The 17,003-nt window shown below is 69.8% G+C and carries 17 protein-coding genes; 5 read left to right on the forward strand and 12 right to left on the reverse strand.

What is annotated here, in order from left to right; all coding sequences use genetic code 11:
* Window positions 1–389 precede the first annotated feature (389 nt).
* From NG1_RS16370 to clpS, 8 genes are all read right to left on the reverse strand, one after another.
* A complete protein-coding gene (locus tag NG1_RS16370; RefSeq protein WP_062971704.1) occupies window positions 390–1,154 on the reverse strand; it encodes a cyclic nucleotide-degrading phosphodiesterase in 765 nt (254 codons plus the stop codon).
* 69 nt (window positions 1,155–1,223) lie between these two features.
* On the reverse strand, window positions 1,224–1,952 hold the full coding sequence (locus tag NG1_RS16375) for a rhomboid family intramembrane serine protease (protein ID WP_373686178.1): 729 nt from the start codon (window positions 1,950–1,952) through the stop codon (window positions 1,224–1,226).
* 52 nt (window positions 1,953–2,004) lie between these two features.
* On the reverse strand, window positions 2,005–2,967 hold the full coding sequence (locus NG1_RS16380) for a cysteine synthase (protein WP_062971707.1): 963 nt from the start codon (window positions 2,965–2,967) through the stop codon (window positions 2,005–2,007).
* Window positions 2,968–2,975: 8 nt separating this feature from the next.
* A complete protein-coding gene (locus tag NG1_RS16385; RefSeq protein ID WP_040865198.1) occupies window positions 2,976–3,248 on the reverse strand; it encodes a MoaD/ThiS family protein in 273 nt (90 codons plus the stop codon).
* A gap of 33 nt (window positions 3,249–3,281) precedes the next feature.
* Window positions 3,282–3,701 (reverse strand): M67 family metallopeptidase, encoded by a 420-nt coding sequence (locus NG1_RS16390; protein WP_062971793.1) that lies wholly within the window; start codon window positions 3,699–3,701, stop codon window positions 3,282–3,284.
* A gap of 110 nt (window positions 3,702–3,811) precedes the next feature.
* Complete coding sequence (locus tag NG1_RS16395; protein ID WP_062971709.1) at window positions 3,812–4,876, reverse strand: P1 family peptidase; 1,065 nt, start codon at window positions 4,874–4,876, stop codon at window positions 3,812–3,814.
* A 61-nt stretch (window positions 4,877–4,937) separates the two neighbouring features.
* Window positions 4,938–5,507, reverse strand: coding sequence for an oxidative stress transcriptional regulator AosR (gene aosR, locus NG1_RS16400; protein ID WP_062971711.1), 570 nt, complete (start codon window positions 5,505–5,507; stop codon window positions 4,938–4,940).
* A gap of 22 nt (window positions 5,508–5,529) precedes the next feature.
* On the reverse strand, window positions 5,530–5,880 hold the full coding sequence (gene clpS / locus NG1_RS16405) for an ATP-dependent Clp protease adapter ClpS (protein WP_039796380.1): 351 nt from the start codon (window positions 5,878–5,880) through the stop codon (window positions 5,530–5,532).
* 123 nt (window positions 5,881–6,003) lie between these two features.
* Between clpS and NG1_RS16410 the strand changes: the two genes are divergently transcribed.
* The 3 genes from NG1_RS16410 (at window position 6,004) to NG1_RS16420 (ending at window position 10,105) form a co-directional block, all read left to right on the forward strand.
* Window positions 6,004–7,314, forward strand: coding sequence for a nicotinate phosphoribosyltransferase (locus tag NG1_RS16410; RefSeq protein ID WP_062971713.1), 1,311 nt, complete (start codon window positions 6,004–6,006; stop codon window positions 7,312–7,314).
* Window positions 7,315–7,432: 118 nt separating this feature from the next.
* Complete coding sequence (locus NG1_RS16415) at window positions 7,433–7,999, forward strand: nicotinamidase (RefSeq protein WP_062971715.1); 567 nt, start codon at window positions 7,433–7,435, stop codon at window positions 7,997–7,999.
* 57 nt (window positions 8,000–8,056) lie between these two features.
* Entirely contained in the window at window positions 8,057–10,105 is a 2,049-nt protein-coding gene (locus tag NG1_RS16420; RefSeq protein WP_062971717.1) for an ATP-dependent DNA helicase, read from the forward strand.
* Window positions 10,106–10,179: 74 nt separating this feature from the next.
* On the opposite strand, the gene NG1_RS16425 is transcribed toward NG1_RS16420, so the two are convergent.
* From NG1_RS16425 to glgP, 4 genes are all read right to left on the reverse strand, one after another.
* Entirely contained in the window at window positions 10,180–10,572 is a 393-nt protein-coding gene (locus NG1_RS16425) for a RidA family protein (RefSeq protein ID WP_062971720.1), read from the reverse strand.
* A gap of 133 nt (window positions 10,573–10,705) precedes the next feature.
* Entirely contained in the window at window positions 10,706–11,239 is a 534-nt protein-coding gene (locus NG1_RS16430; RefSeq protein WP_084498966.1) for a DoxX family protein, read from the reverse strand.
* 160 nt (window positions 11,240–11,399) lie between these two features.
* Window positions 11,400–12,761, reverse strand: a complete 1,362-nt coding sequence (locus NG1_RS16435) for an NCS2 family permease (protein WP_062971722.1) — start codon at window positions 12,759–12,761, stop codon at window positions 11,400–11,402.
* 109 nt (window positions 12,762–12,870) lie between these two features.
* Window positions 12,871–15,444 (reverse strand): alpha-glucan family phosphorylase, encoded by a 2,574-nt coding sequence (glgP, locus tag NG1_RS16440; RefSeq protein WP_062971724.1) that lies wholly within the window; start codon window positions 15,442–15,444, stop codon window positions 12,871–12,873.
* A 293-nt stretch (window positions 15,445–15,737) separates the two neighbouring features.
* Here glgP and NG1_RS16445 point away from each other — a divergent pair, with 293 nt between their 5' ends.
* Both NG1_RS16445 and NG1_RS16450 read left to right on the forward strand, forming a co-directional pair.
* Window positions 15,738–16,181 (forward strand): hypothetical protein, encoded by a 444-nt coding sequence (locus NG1_RS16445; RefSeq protein ID WP_157114087.1) that lies wholly within the window; start codon window positions 15,738–15,740, stop codon window positions 16,179–16,181.
* A 152-nt stretch (window positions 16,182–16,333) separates the two neighbouring features.
* Window positions 16,334–16,975 (forward strand): LysE family translocator, encoded by a 642-nt coding sequence (locus tag NG1_RS16450; RefSeq protein ID WP_062971728.1) that lies wholly within the window; start codon window positions 16,334–16,336, stop codon window positions 16,973–16,975.
* The last annotated feature ends 28 nt before the right edge of the window (window positions 16,976–17,003 follow it).

Raw genomic sequence — 17,003 nt, forward strand, 5'->3', positions numbered from 1 at the left:
GTGGTCGGCGGTCGTCCGGTGATCAGTCATGGATGTGGCGGCCGCGCAAACGCGGGCCGGGCTGTGTCGAATTTCCAGGGCTTCGCACTGGGTGTTCGGGGCCTTGTGGCTCGCCGGGCCGCGAACCGGCGCATGCTCGGTCGCGCTTCGCTCGAAAGACGGGGTTGAGTGCGCTGGGCGCGGCGGAACAACGCGGGCCGAGAACCAACCCTCTGAGCCACCCAATCGGAGCGGGGGTGCTGCTTGTTGTGTTCGTGGATGCTCTCGGGACTGCTACGGGCACATACCGACGCGGGCGTATCGGCCGCATTGCCGAGCTACAGCCTTCAGCGGCAGTTATGCGCGTCGAGGAGATCTACTGGTCTGCCCGCGCCCTGACTCGGGTTCGGTCAGATATCGAAGGTTTCGCCCGGGGCGACCGCGTGTACGGGGCCGGTGAACTGGGCTTTCGCCTCGGCGATCACATCCTCGCGGGAGGTCCACGGGGGGATGTGGGTGAGCAGGAGTTCCTTCACGCCTGCCTCGGCGGCGATCTGGCCTGCCTCGGTGCCCGAAAGGTGAATGCCGGGGGGACGATTCGCCGGGTCGTGGGTCCAGGAGGCCTCCGCCATCAGGACGTCGGCGCCCTGCGCGAGTTCGTGGACCTGGGGGCACAGTGCGGTGTCGCCGGTGTAGACGAAGGTGCGTCCGCTCGCGGTGACGATCCGCAGGCCGTAGGACTCCGGAGGGTGGAACATCCGGCGCGCGGTCACGGTGTGACCAGGGCCGAACGTGATCGGCTCGCCTTCCACCCAGGGGCGCATGTCGATCACGTCGGACCAGTCGTCGCATTCTCCGCCGACCTCGGCGGAGGCGTTGCCGATGCGCACCGAGGTGTCCGACGGGCCGCGCACGATCGCCTTCCCCTCCGGCGGAGTGGGATGGTAACGACGCCACACCAACAAACCGGGCAGGTCCAGGCAGTGGTCGGCGTGCAGATGGGTCAGGAAGATGTCGACCTCACCGGGATCGGCGTGACGCTGCAACGCGCCGAGCACTCCCGGGCCGAAATCGATGACCGTCGGCGGCATGTCCGGGCCGGTCAGCAGGTAACCCGACGCAGGAGAGTCCGGGCCGGACACACTGCCCGAGCACCCGAGGACGGTAAGGCGCATTCCCCCATGCTGCCACGCGGATTTCTCACTCAAGAAAGGATCCCCCACATTCTCCGGCGGGCCGCGCGCTCACCGCGGCGCAGCGCCGATTCCGGCTCGGGCTCCGCGGCGGCTTCGTCGTGCATCTCCAGAGAGTACCCAGCCGGCCAGCAATCCACTCAACGCGCCGAATAGATGCCCCTGCCAAGAGATTCCGGGCTGTCCGGGCAGCACACCCCACAGCAGCGATCCGTAGAGGACGAGCACAACGAGACCGAGCACGATCTGCCCTATGTTGCGGGCGAACCAGCCGCGGGAGATGAGGAAGGTCAACCAGCCGAATACCAGCGAGGACGCGCCGAGATGCACACTGCCGGTGGCTCCGGTGAGCCAGACGCCCAAGCCCGCCACCAGCCAGATGATCGCGGTCGCGGCCAGCCCGCGCCCGAGGCCCGCCAGCAACACGAGGAAGCCGAGCACCAGCACCGGAAGCGTGTTGCCGATCAGGTGCGGCCAGCCATGGTGCAGCAACGGGGCGAACAGGACGCCGGTCAGCCCGTCGGCACGGCGCGGCTCGATACCCGCGGAGTCGAGCCGCCCACCGAGGGCGGTATCGACGCCCTCGATTCCGTAGAGGACCCCTACGAATCCGGCGATCAGCACCCCGGCCCGCAGCCACAGCTGTTTGATCGCGCCGATGCCGCCGGTCGGCGGCGCGGCCGGCCCCGGCGCACCGACGGGCTCACCCGGTCGCGCGCGGATCGCCGCGATCCGATCCGGGTCGAACGACGCCCCGAGTCCCGCGCCGGCCATGGCCACCTCCTCGCCGTGGCGGGGACGTGGCCCCGCCACATCGAGGGTACCGGGGGAATCAGGCCCAGAGCTGGCCGTCGAGCCGCTCTTCCGCCTCTTCGAGCGTGCCGTCGTACGCCCCGGTCGACAGGTACTTCCACCCGCCGTCGGCGACCACGAACGCGATGTCGGCGCGGGCTCCCGCCTTCGCCGCTTTACGGGCGACGCCGAGCGCGGCGTGCAGGATGGCGCCGGTGGAGATCCCGGCGAAGATGCCTTCTTCGAGCACAAGTTCGCGGGTGCGTTTCACCGCGTCGTATGGGCCGACCGAGAAACGGCTGGTCAGCACGCTCTCGTCGTACAACTCCGGAATGAATCCCTCATCGATGTTGCGCAGGCCGTAGACCAGTTCGCCGTAACGCGGCTCGGCGGCCACGATCTCGATGCCGGGCACCTTTTCGCGCAGGAAGCGGCCGGTCCCCATCAGCGTGCCCGTGGTGCCGAGACCCGCGACGAAGTGGGTGATCTCGGGCAGATCGGCCAGGATCTCCGGGCCGGTCGTCTCGTAGTGCGCCGACGCGTTGGCCGGGTTGCCGTACTGGTAGAGCATCACCCAGTCCGGGTTCTCCGCCGCGATCTGCTTGGCCAGCGCCACGGCCTGGTTGGAGCCGCCCGCCGCGGGGGAATCGATGATCCGCGCCCCGAACATGGTAAGCAGCTGGCGCCGCTCCACCGACGTGTTCTCCGGCATCACACAGATCAGCTGGTAACCCTTGAGCTTCGCGGCCATGGCCAGCGAAATGCCGGTGTTGCCGCTGGTGGGCTCCAGAATCGTGCACCCGGGCCGCAGCAGGCCGTCGGCCTCGGCCTGCTCGATCATCCGCAGGGCGGGCCGATCCTTGATCGAGCCGGTGGGGTTGCGATCCTCGAGCTTGGCCCACAGCCGCACGTGGTTGTCGCCGTCCCATCGGGGAGACAGTGTGCGCAGGCCGACCAGCGGGGTGTTGCCGAGGGTCGCGATCAGCGATTCGTAACGCGCCACGGGACGGGTCAGCCTCCGGCCACGGCGGGCAGGATCGTGACGCTGGCGTCCTGCGGCACCTCGGCCGCGAGGCCACCGGCGAAGCGCACGTCCTCGTCGTCGACGTAGATGTTGACGTAGCGGTTGAGCTTGCCGTCCTTGAGCAGGCGCTCGGCGAGGCCGGGGTGGTTGGCCTCGAGATCGTCGATGAGCGCCGACAGCGTGGCGCCCTCGGCCTCCACACGCTTCTCACCTCCGGTGAGGCCGCGCATGATGGTCGGAATGGACACGGTTACCGGCATGGGTACTCCTCGGTTTCGCGAACAGGCATCGGTCTAGTTCTCGTACGCGTCGACGATCCGCACCGGTTCCTCGGTGACCTCGCCGTCGACGATCCGGTAGCTGCGCAGCTCGTGCCGCTCGGGGTCGCGGGTGGAGATCAGCACGTAGTGCGCGAACGGCTCGGAGGCGTAGGACACGTCGGTCCGGCTCGGATAGGCCTCGGTGGCGGTGTGCGAGTGGTAGATGACCACCGGCGTCTCGTCGGCGTCGTCCATCGCGCGCCACACCTTCAGCTGCTCGCCGGAGTCGAAGCGGTAGAACGTGGGCGAACGCTCGGCGTTGACCATGGCGATGAAGCGCTCGGGACGATCCGAACCCTCCGGCCCCGCGATCACACCGCAGGCCTCGTCCGGGTGATCGGCGCGCGCGTGCGCCACCATCGCCTCCACGAGGTCGGCCCTGATCACCAGCACGAGTCGCACACCTTTCCACAACGCCGACCCATCGCAGTCGACAACGAGCCAGGATATTCGGGTATTCCCCCGGCGACGTCGCCCGGTCCCCGGTTCGAGGCATCGCCTGTTCAGACTCCTAACAGGTCGCGGTAGGCCGGGATGCCCGCCACCGAACGCGCCGAGCGGATCGCGTCGACGACGGCGCGTTCGACGCAGACCGCGGCGGCCGTGCAGATCTCGTCCAGCACGAGCAGATCGGCGGGGAAAGCGGGCGGCAGCGGCAGATCCGTGCCCTCCTCCGCGGTCCCGGTGGCGATCGCGAAGAGGGTGTCGCCGTCCAGCGGCGAGTGCGCCGGACGGATCGCCCTGGCCAGCCCATCGTGCGCGGTTGTTGCGACCCGCTTGCATCCCGCGGGATCGAGCGGGGCGTCCGTGGCCACGACGCCGATCGTGGTGTTGAGCACGGTTCCCTTCACCGGCAGCGCGTTCGCCGCCGCCAATCGCTCCGCGCTCGGTGGCCGCAGGTCGAAGAAATCGGGCCCGTCGGTGCCGCACCCCCACGGCAACCCGGTGCGCGGGTCGAACACCGAGCCGACGGGATTCGCCACGACCAGAGCGGCGACCGTGATCCCCGCGGCGGCGCCTTCGCCCAGCGCGACGCTCGCGGTGCCCACCCCGCCTTTGATCGATCCCGCGCGCGCCCCGACGCCCGCGCCGACCGAACCACGGGCGAAGTCGATGTCCGCCGCCGCCGCGGCCCGATAGCCGAATTCCGCGGTCGGGCGAATGTCCCACGCGCCGACCGGAAGATCGAAGATCACCGCGCCGGGGACGATCGGCACCACCCGGCTCGGGTCGCTCGGGTCCATCACGATGCCCGCGCCGTTCTCCTCCAGCCAGCGCATCACCCCGTCGGCCGCGGCGAGGCCGAAAGCGCTGCCGCCGGTGAGCAGGATCGCGTCGATCTGGCGAACGGTGTTCATCGGATCGAGCAGATCGGTCTCGCGGGTACCAGGGCCGCCGCCGCGCACGTCGACCGCCGCCACCGCGCCGCCCGGCACCCGCACGACCGTGCAACCCGTCGCCGCGCCGGAGCCGAGCGTCGCGTCCCGGTCGAGGACGTGGTGGTGCCCGACCAGCACTCCGGGCACGTCGGTGATCGAATTACGTTCTCCCGGTGCGGCGTTGCCCATCTCTACTCCTCACGGCGCGGGACTTCCGGTCGCCTCGCGCCGATCTTCGCAGCACAGCCGGTCAGGGAGCCAGCGCTTGCAGCAGCGAGTCCTGCATCCAGGTCAGCCAGTGGTACACATCCAGGTGCGGAGCGCGCGGATCATCGGGGTCGAGATGGTCGGGCGTGTCGGCGTCGATGTCCAGCACCGTGCCGAGCGCCAGCCGGACGTCGGTGAGCGCGGTCAACCACGCGTCGGCCTGCTCGGGGGTGAGGACGATCTTGCCGCCCGCGCTCGGCACGGTGTCCAGCACGACCGACCCAGCCGCCAGCTTGGCGTCGATGATGTCGGGCTCGTGCAATCCGCGCAGGGCGCTGTTGAGATCAGCGCGTTCGGCGTCCGGCGAGCCGGGCTCGCTGCGATGGAAGTCGGGGAGGAGTCTGCGCAGCCGCGGATCCTCCGGCGGGATGGTGTTGCCGGATCGCAGTCCGGTGAGGGCGGCCAAGTCGTCGTCGGGCGCGGACTCGGCGCGCTCGTTGAGCAGCCCGGAGACCGCACCGACCAGCGACCGAAGCACATCGGCCTCACGTGCGTCCATCTCGGATCGCAGTTTGAGACCGCTCAGCGAGTTCTTCCTGCTCCACTTGCGCACGGCGTCAGGGTAGTCGTCCAGCTCAGTCGTCCCGTTGCATGGTGGCCCAGAGCCCCGCGGCGTGCAGCCGCTGGACATCGTGCTCCATCTTGTCCCGCGAACCGGACGAGACCACCGCCTTGCCCTCGTTGTGGACCTTCAGCATCAGTTCGGTCGCCTTCGCTTTGCTGTAGCCGAACAGCTTCTGGAAGATGTAGGTCACATAGTGCATGAGATTGACCGGGTCGTCCCAGACGACGGTCACCCAGGGGCGGTCCTCCGCCTCCAGGATCTCGGTGTATTCGACCGCTTCGGGTGTCGCCTGTGCCGCCGACAATGTCGCGTTCGCGGCGTCCACAACGACGTCACCCCGGACTGTGTTGCACAAGGCCATACGGTCAAGGGTACGACTCGACCCCGGATAAACAACACCCACGCAGCCCCGATTCGCGTTTCCACCGGTTCACCGAGCCGATGCCGGACACCGTGAGCCGACCGTTCTGTCTACAGTGACAGCGTGGACCTGCGTGACGGCGTCGCCAGTACGGCGCTGCTGACCGACCAGTACGAACTGACCATGCTCGCCGCGGCGCTCGCCGATGGTTCAGCGCATCGGCAGTGCACGTTCGATGTGTTTGCTAGACGTTTGCCGAACGGTCGTCGCTACGGCGTCGTCGGGGGTACCGGCCGGGTGCTCGACGCGCTGCGGCAGTTCCGCTTCGGCGAGGCGGAGCTGGCCGTCGCCGCCTCGTTCTCCGACCGGCGCACGCTCGACTGGCTGCGCGACTACCGGTTCACCGGCGACATCGACGGCTACGCCGAGGGCGAGCTGTACTTCCCCGGCTCCCCGATCCTGTCGGTGCGCGGCAGCTTCGCAGAATGCGTCGTCCTGGAGACGCTGATCCTGGCGATTCTCAATCACGACAGCGCGATCGCGGCCGCGGGCGCGCGGATGGTCAGCGCCGCCGGCGGCCGCAGGATGATCGAAATGGGTTCGCGGCGCGCCCACGAGCTGGCCGCCCCGGACTGCGCACGCGCCGCGTATCTGGCCGGTTTCGACGCCACCTCCAACCTGGAGGCGGTGCGTCGCTACGGGATTCCGGGCGCAGGCACCAGCGCGCACGCGTTCGTCCTGCTGCACAGCGGCCCCGACGGGGCGCACGAGGCCGAAGCGTTCCGCAGCCAGGTGCAGACGCTCGGGGTCGGGACGACGCTGCTGGTGGACACCTTCGACATCACACGGGGCGTCGCGACCGCCATCGAGGTCGCGGGCACCGAACTGGGCGGCGTGCGGATCGACTCCGGCGATCTCGGCGTCCTGGCCAGGCAGGTGCGCGACCAACTCGACGCACTCGGGGCCACCAAGACCCGCATCGTGGTCTCCGGCGACCTCGACGAGTACGCCATCGCCGCGCTGCGCGCCGAGCCGGTCGACGTCTACGGCGTCGGCACCGCGCTGGTCACCGGCTCCGGCGCGCCGACCGCGGGCATGGTCTACAAGCTGGTCGAGGTCGAAGGGGTGCCGGTCGCCAAACGCAGCAGCCACAAGCAATCCCGCGGTGGCACCAAGAACGTGATCCGCCTGGCCCGCGACACCGGAACGATCGTCGAGGAGATCGTCTACCCGGCGGCCGGACCGGTGCCGCCCGCGAACGGCTTCGAAGCCAGGCAGCCGCTCGTCCCGCTGGTGCGCGGCGGTGAGCAGCTCGAGAGCCTGCCCACCCTCGCCGAGAGCCGGGATCTGGTCGCGCGGGGCCTGATCAGCCTGCCGTGGGAGGGCCTCAAGCTCTCCGCGGGTGAGCCCGCCGTGGTGACCACCTTCGCCTGAGGCCTGCGCTCGCGCGGGAGACCAGAAGAGAGCAAGAATTCCCGCGAGTCGGGCGAACGAGCGTGCGACCGAGCGGCAGAATCTGAAACAGTCATTCAGCACACCGCGGGAGGTCACCATGACCCGGGCACTGATCATCGTCGACGTCCAGAACGATTTCTGCGAGGGCGGTTCACTCGCGGTCACCGGCGGAGCCGCCGTGGCGGCCCGGATCAGCGAGTACCTCACGGCGGCGAAGTACGGCGCGATCGTCGCGACCCGGGACTATCACGTCGATCCCGGCGCGCACTTCTCCGACGCGCCCGACTACGTCGACACCTGGCCGCCGCACTGCCTGGTCGGCACGCCGGGCGCCGATTTCCACCCGGCGCTGGCCACCGGGGACGTCCAGGCGATCTTCTCCAAGGGCGAGTACTCGGCGGCCTACTCCGGGTTCGAGGGCACGACCGAGGACGGCACCGGGCTGGCCGACTGGCTGCGCGAGCGCGGCGTCGACGCGGTCGACGTGGTCGGCATCGCGACCGACCATTGCGTGCGCGCCACCGCGCTGGACGCGCGCATCGAGGGTTTCGACACCCGCGTCCTGCTCGATCTCACCGCGGGTGTCGCCCCGGAGACGGTCGCCGCCGCGCTGGACCGCATGCGCGGCGCGGGCGTCGACCTGGAGGGGAGCGTCAACCGGTAGACCGCCCGGTCTCGGCGACCGTCCTGCCCTGTCGGAGGCGACGAGTAGGCTGCTCGCGTGCCCGAACTCCCGCCCGTTTCCGATCTTTTGGCCACCGCAGTGCAGGCGCTCGGCGGCAAGGAGCGCGCCGGGCAGACGACGATGGCCGCCGCGGTCGACCACGCGATCGACACCAAGGAACACCTCGCGGTGCAGGCCGGGACGGGCACCGGCAAGTCGCTGGCGTATCTGGTGCCGAGCCTGCGCCACGCCGTGCGCACCGGCCGCACCGTGGTGGTCTCCACCGCGACGATCGCGCTGCAGCGGCAGCTGGTCGACCGCGATCTCCCCCGGCTGGCCGACGCGCTGAGCGCGCCGCTGGGGCGCACGCCGAAGTTCGCGATCCTCAAGGGGCGCAACAACTATCTGTGCTTGAACAAGATCAACAGCGCGATTCCCGACGAGCCCGCCGAGGCGGAGCTGTTCGACGCGTTCGCGATCTCCCGCCTCGGCCGCGAAGTGCAACGGCTCAACGAGTGGACCTCCGACACGGAGACCGGTGACCGCGACGAACTCGCCCCCGGGGTGAGCGATCGCGCCTGGCGGCAGGTCAGCGTGTCGTCGCGGGAATGCCTCGGCAAGTCGCGCTGCTCCTTCGGCCAGGATTGCTTCGCCGAGCGAGCCAGGACCGAGTCTGCGCAGGCCGATGTGGTGGTGACCAACCACGCGCTGCTGGCCATCGACGCGATCAGCGGCATTCAGGTGCTGCCCGAGCACGACGTGGTGGTCATCGACGAGGCGCACGAGCTGGTCGACCGGGTCACCGGCGTGGCCACCGCCGAACTGGCCTCCGCCGCGATCAGCGCGGCGGCCCGGCGCTGCGCCAAGCTCATCGATGAGCAGGAGGTGGACCGCCTGGAGGGCGCCGCGGAGGCCTGGCACACCGTGCTGGACGAGCTGCCCGCCGCGCGGTGGGACACCCTGCCCGACGGCGTCGCCCCGGTGCTGGCCCTGATCCGCGATGCCGCCTGGAACGCGCGCACCGCGCTCGCGCCGCCGGGTAGCACCACCGCGCAGGGCGATCCGGAGACCTCCGCGGCCCGCACCATGGCAGTGGCCGCGCTGGACGAGGTGCACGACAGCGCGGTCCGCGCGCTGACGGCGTTCGACGAGCCCGATCCCGCCGCGCGCCGGGACGTCATCTGGCTGGCCGCCGACGAGATCCGCGGCGTGGTGCGCCGCTCGCTGCGGATGGCGCCGCTGTCGGTGGGCGGGCTGCTGCGCAACAGGCTCTTCGGCACCGCGACCGTCGTGCTGACCTCCGCCACGTTGCAGATCGGCGGTTCCTTCGACGGCCTGGCGGTGACCTGGGGCCTGCCCGCGCAGTCGGGCAATCGCACCGATCCGGCCACCGCGAACGGGGCCCAGCCGCCCTCGGACGCCGAGACCGTGCGCTGGAGCTCGCTCGATGTCGGCTCACCGTTCGACCACGCCAAGTCCGGCATCCTCTACGTCGCCAAGCACCTGCCCGCGCCGGGCCGCGACGGGCTCGCACCGGCCTACCTGGACGAGATCGAGCGGCTCATCACCGCGGCGGGCGGGCGCACCCTCGGCTTGTTCTCCTCGATGCGCGCCGCCCGCGCGGCCACCGACGCGCTGCGCCCACGGTTGCAAACCCCGGTGTTGTGCCAGGGCGACGACTCGACGGGCGCGTTGGTCCGCAAATTCGCCGACGACCCGGAGACTTCGCTGTTCGGCACGCTGTCGCTGTGGCAGGGCGTAGACGTGCCCGGTCCGTCGCTGAGCCTGGTGATCCTCGACCGCATCCCCTTCCCCCGGCCGGACGATCCGCTGCTGGCGGCCCGGCAGCGTGCCGTGGAGATGCGGGGCGGAAACGGGTTCATGACGGTAGCCGCCAGCCACGCGGCTCTGCTGCTCGCGCAGGGCACCGGACGCCTGCTGCGCAGCGTCGACGATCGCGGCGTGGTCGCCATCCTCGATTCCCGCCTCGCCACCGCCCGCTATGGCGGCTACCTGCGCGCGTCGCTGCCGCCGTACTGGGAGACGGCCGACCCGGAGGTCGTGGTCAAGGCCTTGCGCCGACTGGCCGCGGCGGCGACGGTGTGATTTCGGCCGGTCCCCGCGCCAGGCTCCGCACACGGCGCGGGGACATCACCGGATCCCGGTCCGGCAGCGGCGTTTCAGCGCACGGCCACCGCGTCGACCTCGAACAGCATGCCCGGCAACGCGAGTGCCGCCACTCCGGTCAGCGTCTGCGCGGGCGGGCGATCACCCCAGATCGCGGCGATCTTCTTGCCCAGCACCGCCAGCTTTTCCAGGTCGTGGCCGACGATGTGCGTCCGCAACTGCGCGACGTCGGCATAGTCCACTCCCGCGGAGCGCAAGGCGATTCCGAGGTTGGCGAACGCGTTGTCCACCTGAACCGCGAAATCGGTGCTCGTGGTGTGCCCTTCGGCGTCCGAGTCGTACTGCCCGGCGATGAACACCAGCTCTCCGCGCGCCACCGCCACATGGCTGTAGCCGAATCCGGTGGGATCGTGCAGTTCACCTGGGTTGCTGATTTCCACGGCCATCGTTTCTCCTCGCTCGGTCGACAAGTGCTGCGACAACACAACGACGATCCGGCAGTCCGCGGTGTGACACGAACAAACGACCGCGGCGCGGCGACCGAGGTCACCGCGCCGCTGATCCGGCTGTGCCGGAGATTCAGAGAGCCCACTTCAGGATCAGCGTGAGCGCGCCCGTCACGATCGCGAGAATCAGCGCGCCGACTCCCCACACGAATCCGTGGCGTCCCCACGGACGCCCGGCGTCCAACGAGAACTTGCCGGGGCCGGTGAAGGGCAGCGCAGCACCGACCACCGCGAACAGCAGGCCCATTTCGTAACCGCCCAGCAGACCACCGGCCCAGGTGGCGTTGATCGCGTTGATCATCGTGCCCACCACGATCGCACCGGCCAGCGGCGTCAGCAGACCGAGCAGCAGGAGCAGGCCACCACCGAGTTCGCTCAGGCCCGCCAAGGTGCCGAACACCTTGCCCGGGTTGTAGCCCATCTGCTCGAAGCCGTCGGCATTGGCCTGCAGGCCCGGGCCGCCCCACCAGCCGAAGAGTTTCTGCGCGCCGTGTGCCGCGAGCAAGCCGCCGAAGACGACCCGCACGATCAGCAGGCCGATGTCGGTCGCGACGCCGTCCAGCTCGGTGCCGGTGCCGGTTCTGTCGAGTACGGATCTCATGGTCATGCTGGTCCTCATCCCTGTGCTGTCGTTCGGAGCACGATCGTTAGCTCGGCGAATAAACGGACTACGGTCCGATTCTCGCACGAAGGAACCAACGGCCCGACGTTTCGGTGTATTCCACGTTCGGGTGGGAAGGACGGTTCAGCGCAAGCGAGCGGAGGGGTTACTCCGCGAGGAAGAAGAAGTAGCCGAGGAACACCAGCATCAACGCCCACATCGCCGGGTGCACGTCCTTGATCCGGCCCTTGGCCGCCATGACCACCGGATACAGCAGCATGCCCATGGCAAGGCCGTTCGCGATGGAGTACGTCAGCGGCATCATCACGACGGTGACGAACGCGGGCACCGAGTACTCGAGACGGTTCCAGTCGATCTGGCCCAGCGCCCGGGCCATCAGGATGCCGACCACGATGAGCGCGGGCGCGGTCACCTCACCCGAGCCCGCGACCACCGCGAAGATCGGATAGCAGAACATCGCGACGAGGAACCAGCCCGCGGTGGTGACGGCGGTCAACCCGGTGCGGCCGCCCGCTGAGACGCCCGCGGTCGATTCCACATAGGCGGTCGTGGTCGAGGTGCCGATGACCGCGCCCGCCATGGTGCCCACCGAGTCCGCCGCCAGCGCGCTCGCGGCACGCGGCAGCTTGCCCTTCTCGTCCAGCAGGCCCGCCTGGTTCGCGACGCCGATCAGGGTGCCCGAGGCGTCGAAGAAGTCGACGAACAGCATGGTCAGTACCACCACGGCCATCTGGCCGGTGAACGCGTCGGGCAGATGGACGATCGCCTGACCGAAGGTGTGCTCGAGCCCCTGCGGCGCGGCGAACACGCCCTTTGGCAGATCGACCAAGCCGCTCACGATGCCGACGATCGTGGTCAGCACGATGCCGTAGAGCACCGCGCCGTGCCAGCCGCGCACCAGGAACACCACGGTCACCAGCAGTCCGAACAGCGCGAGTAGCGTGGTGCCTTTGGTGAAGTCGCCCAGCGTGACCAGTGTCGCCTCGCTGTTCACCACGATCCCGGCGTTCTTCAGGCCGAGGAAGGCCACGAACAACCCGATACCGGCGCCGACGGCGAGCTTCAGCTGCATCGGGATCGCGTTGAGGATGCGTTCGCGCACCTTGGTCACGGCGAGGACGAAGAAGATGACGCCGGACAGGAACGTGCCCGACAGCGCCACCTGCCACGGAATCCCCATCTCGAGCACCACCGTGTACGCGAAGAACGCGTTGAGTCCCATACCCGGTGCGAGCGCGATCGGATACCGGGCCCACAGTCCCATGACCAGCGTGCCGAACACCGCCGCGACGGCGGTGGCGGTGAACACCGCCTGCATCGGGATGCCCTTGTCGCCCAGAGCGCCCTGGTCGCCGAGCACCGCTGGATTCACCGCGAGGACATAGGACATGGCCAGGAACGTGACCGTGCCCGCCATGAGTTCGCGCTTGACGGTCGAGCCGTTCGAGCGAACGCCGAAGTACCCGTCGAGGCGTCCTCGAGTCCGGTGCAGAACGTCGGTGACCATGGGTGACTCCAGTCGAGGAACGAATCGGGGCGTGCCAAGGGCACGGTAACCGACGGTTCACTACCTGGGGCAACCCGCGGTGGCGCCATCGTGACCGGCGCCACCGGGACTAGGCGCTCGGCGCGGAGACCAACCCGAGTTCGGCGTCGGAGGCCAGCAGCTCGTTGTGCGGCAGCACGCGCACGGTGTAGCCGACCGCGCCGGACAGCGGCAGCGGAGTGTCGACGGTGAACAGCTCGGCGCCGGCGTCGGACCCCGTGTGCGTCATCGGGACCGTCGTGGTGTCGGAGAGGTCGTCGGTCGCCGACACCCGGCCGAGCACCGCCTGCACCACCACGTCGGGCACGCTCAATCCGCCGAGCTCGACCCGCGCGGTCAGCGACAGCCGCGCCCCGATGACCGGCGTGTCCGGCAGCCCCGCGCTGTCGACCTGGATCACCTTGACCGACGGCCAGGCCGACTCGACCCGGTGCCGGTACTCGGCGACGGCCCGCGCGACGGCGAAGTCGTCGGCCGTCGCCCGCTGATGAGCCGCCGCGGCGGGAGCGTAGTACTCCACGGCGTAGTCGCGCACCATCCGGGAAGCAAGGACCTTCGGTCCCAAGGTCTGCAAAGTGTGGCGAACCATCTCGACCCAGCGCACCGGCATCCCGGACGCGTCACGCTCGTAGAAGCGCGGCGCCACCGCCCGCTCGAACAGGTCGTAGAGCGCGGCGGCCTCCAGGTCGTCGCGGCGGTGCTCGTCCCGGACGCCCTCCGCGGTCGGAATGGACCATCCGTTCTCGCCGTCGAACATCTCGTCCCACCAGCCGTCCCGGATGGACAGATTGAGCCCGCCGTTCAGCGAGGATTTCATGCCGGAGGTGCCGCACGCCTCCAGCGGGCGCAGCGGGTTGTTCAGCCAGACGTCGCAACCCCAGTACAGGTAGCGAGCCATCGACATGTCGTAGTCCGGCAGGAAGACGATCCGGTGCCGCACCTCGGGATCGTCGGCGAAGCGGACCACCTGCTGGATGAGCGCCTTGCCGCCGTCATCGGCCGGGTGGCTCTTGCCCGCGACGACCAGCTGCATCGGCCGCCGCGGGTCCAGCAGCAAGGCACGCAGCCGCTGCGGGTCGCGCAGCATGAGAGTGAGGCGCTTGTAGGTCGGCACCCGGCGGGCGAATCCGACGGTCAGCACATTCGGATCGAAGACACCGTTCACCCAGCCGAGTTCGGCCTCCGCGGCGCCGCGCTCCAACCAGGACGCGCGCACCCTGCGGCGCACCTCGTCGACGAGGATGCCGCGCAGAGTGTTACGGGTGGACCACAGCTCGGTGAGATCGACGTCGCGCAGCCGTTCCCAGCCGCGCCCCTCCTCGAGCAGTTCCGCGCCGATGTGCTCGCGCGCCTTGTCCACCCATTCGCGCGCGGCCCACGTGGTGGCGTGCACGCCGTTGGTGACCGAACCGATCGGCACCTCCGCCGGGTCGAAACCCGGCCACAGCGAGGCGAACATCGACCGGCTCACCGCGCCGTGCAGCTTCGAGACACCGTTGGCGCGCTGCGCCAGTCGCAGGCCCATGTGCGCCATATTGAAGACGGAGGGGTCGGCCTCCCGGCCGAGCGCCACGATGCGGTCCACCGAAAGACCGGGCAGCAGGGCGGATTCGGACTCTCCGTGCGCACCGCCGAAGTAGCGCCGCACCATCGGCATAGGGAACCGATCGATGCCCGCCGGGACCGGTGTATGCGTGGTGAACACCGTGCCCGCCCGTACGGCGGCGAGTGCGGAATCGAAATCCTGCCCCGCCGCGACGAATTCGCGGATGCGCTCCACACCGAGGAAACCCGCGTGGCCTTCGTTCATGTGGAACACGTCGGGATCGGGCAGCCCCGCGGACGCGGTGTAGGCGCGCACCGCACGAACACCGCCGATGCCCGCGAGGATCTCCTGGCGGATGCGATGCTCCTGATCTCCGCCGTAGAGCCGGTCGGTGACCGCGCGCAACTCCGGGTCGTTCTCGGCGATGTCGGAGTCCAGCAGCAACAGCGGAACCCGGCCCACCTGGGCGATCCACACCCGCGCACGCAGCACCCTGCGGTCGGGCATCGCCACGTGGATGAGCACCGGCGAGCCGTCGGAGGTGAGCGCCCGCAACGGCAGGCCCTGCGGGTCCAGCGCCGGATAGTGCTCGGCCTGCCAGCCGTCGGTCGTCAGCGACTGCCGGAAGTAGCCCGAGCGGTACAGCAATCCCACCCCGATCAGCGGCAGGCCGAGATCGGAGGCGCCCTTCAAATGGTCGCCCGCCAGGATGCCGAGGCCGCCCGAGTAGTTCGGCAGCACCTCGGTGACGCCGAACTCCATCGAGAAGTAGGCGATGCCCCGCACCCCCTCCTCCCCCGCCCGGCGCTGGAACCAGCCAGGCGCCGCCAGATAATCGCGCAGCTCCGCCGCTGCGGCGTCGACACGCGCGACATAGCCGGCATCGGCGGCCAGCTCGTCCAGCCGCGCCGCGGGTACCTCGCCCAGCATCCGGACCGGATCGTGTCCCATCTCCTGCCACCGCCGCGGGTCGAGCGCGGCGAACAGGTCCTGCGTCGGCGGATGCCACGACCAGCGCAGATTCGTGGCGAGCTCACCAAGGGCCGCCAGGCGCTCGGGCAGATGGGCACGGACGGTGAAACGACGCAATGCCTTCATTCGGTAGAAACTACACGGCGCCCGGCGCGGCCGCCCCGCGTGACCGCGCCCCGGAAAACCTTTCGACCAGCACGTTTCCCGGTCGGGCCGCGACGAGATCGGCCCGACCGCTGGTGCGTAACGCGCTCTACCGTCACAGAACGGCCACACGACGCGCACCGGCGCGCCCGCTCCCGCTACCCGATCGAGACCCGCACTCGCTTGTGAACCCGAGAACGCCGGGCAAACCCACAAGCTGTGCGGACCAACCGGCCGCACCAACCGAAATCAGTACGGGAGTGATCGAGATGTGGATGACAGCACACCCAAATCGCGCCCGCGATCGGCGCTGGTCGCGCACCGGAGCAGCGCTCACGGGGTTCGGAGCTCTCGCGGCGGCATTCGTTCTCGTCGCGCCCACCGCCGGGGCGGCGGTCACGACGGCGACGGCGAGCCCGGCCCAAGGAATGACTTTCGGTTTCGGGAACTACGGGACCAACTGCCAGTACCGGGTGACGGCCACGGTGGACAACATTCCGTCGTCCGAACCCGTCCAGTTCACCGACAACGCCGCGGGCACGTTCTCCCCGAATCCCGCACCCGTGGTCGGCAACCAGGCGACCACCGTCTGGATGCCCGACGCGACCGGGCAACACACGATCTCCGCGGTGCAGGGCACCGGTCCCGCTTGGACCTCACCGGTGATGACGGTGGGCAACGGGATGAACCTCGGCTTCGCCTGCATGGTCATGCCGTAAGCGTGACTTCCCGCAGTCAGGTGAGCGCCCGGGTGGCCACCAGCGCGGCACTCTCCGGCCGCGGCCACCCGGGCACCTCGCAGCTGCCGGACTGTGCGCGGGGTTGTGGAAAATTCGTGGCCCGAGCCACGCCGAGGTGACAGCATCGGCTGATGCCGCACTGGGTCGACGTTCTTCCGCAATTCCTGCTGGCCTGCTTGCTGATCGCCGCGCTGCCGGGCCCGGCGACGGCGTTGTTCCTCCAGCGCGCGGTACGTGACGGGCGCGCCGCAGGTCTGGCGGCTGTGGCAGGCAATGAGATCGGCGTGCTCGGCTGGACGCTGGCGGGCGGGGCGGGGCTGTCGGTCCTGCTCGTCGCGAACCGCGCCGTGAACACAGCCTTGCACGTCGTCGGCGCGCTGGTGCTGATCTGGCTCGGCGTGCAGGCCTGGCGGGGTGCGCGCGGCGGCGACGAGTTCGGCAGTTCGATGACGAAGATGCTCCCCGCGGGTCGCACACCCGCCGCCGCCTTCCGCGCCTCGCTGGTGTCGATCGCGGCCAATCCCAAGGCGGCCGTCTTCGGATTGACGATCCTTCCGCAATTCCTTCCGTCCGACGGTCCGGTGCTGCCCACCGTGGTGATCCTGGCGCTGATCCAGTTGGTGCTCGACACCGCGTGGTGCGTCGGCGTGGTCCTGGCCGCCGACCGCGCGGGCGCGTGGCTGCGCCGCACCGGGATCCGGCAGCGGGTCGAACGCGCGCTCGGCGCGGTCCTGGTCGCGCTCGGCCTCGGCCTCGCCGCCGACGCGCGCTGAGCGCGACAGCCGGATCAGCCGCCGTCGC

The sequence above is a fragment of the Nocardia gamkensis NBRC 108242 genome, from assembly GCF_001612985.1.
Taxonomy (GTDB): domain Bacteria; phylum Actinomycetota; class Actinomycetes; order Mycobacteriales; family Mycobacteriaceae; genus Nocardia; species Nocardia gamkensis.

Excerpts from the sequence above, each read along its gene's own strand:
- NG1_RS16370 (WP_062971704.1), bottom strand. The coding sequence starts at position 1,154 with ATGCGCCTTACCGTCCTCGGGTGCTCGGGCAGTGTGTCCGGCCCGGAC.
- NG1_RS16445 (WP_157114087.1), top strand. The coding sequence starts at position 15,738 with ATGACAGCACACCCAAATCGCGCCCGCGATCGGCGCTGGTCGCGCACC.
- NG1_RS16385 (WP_040865198.1), bottom strand. The coding sequence starts at position 3,248 with ATGCCGGTAACCGTGTCCATTCCGACCATCATGCGCGGCCTCACCGGA.
- glgP (WP_062971724.1), bottom strand. The coding sequence starts at position 15,444 with ATGAAGGCATTGCGTCGTTTCACCGTCCGTGCCCATCTGCCCGAGCGC.
- NG1_RS16435 (WP_062971722.1), bottom strand. The coding sequence starts at position 12,761 with ATGGTCACCGACGTTCTGCACCGGACTCGAGGACGCCTCGACGGGTAC.
- NG1_RS16450 (WP_062971728.1), top strand. The coding sequence starts at position 16,334 with ATGCCGCACTGGGTCGACGTTCTTCCGCAATTCCTGCTGGCCTGCTTG.
- NG1_RS16425 (WP_062971720.1), bottom strand. The coding sequence starts at position 10,572 with ATGGCCGTGGAAATCAGCAACCCAGGTGAACTGCACGATCCCACCGGA.
- NG1_RS16430 (WP_084498966.1), bottom strand. The coding sequence starts at position 11,239 with ATGACCATGAGATCCGTACTCGACAGAACCGGCACCGGCACCGAGCTG.
- clpS (WP_039796380.1), bottom strand. The coding sequence starts at position 5,880 with ATGGCCTTGTGCAACACAGTCCGGGGTGACGTCGTTGTGGACGCCGCG.
- NG1_RS16415 (WP_062971715.1), top strand. The coding sequence starts at position 7,433 with ATGACCCGGGCACTGATCATCGTCGACGTCCAGAACGATTTCTGCGAG.
- NG1_RS16395 (WP_062971709.1), bottom strand. The coding sequence starts at position 4,876 with ATGGGCAACGCCGCACCGGGAGAACGTAATTCGATCACCGACGTGCCC.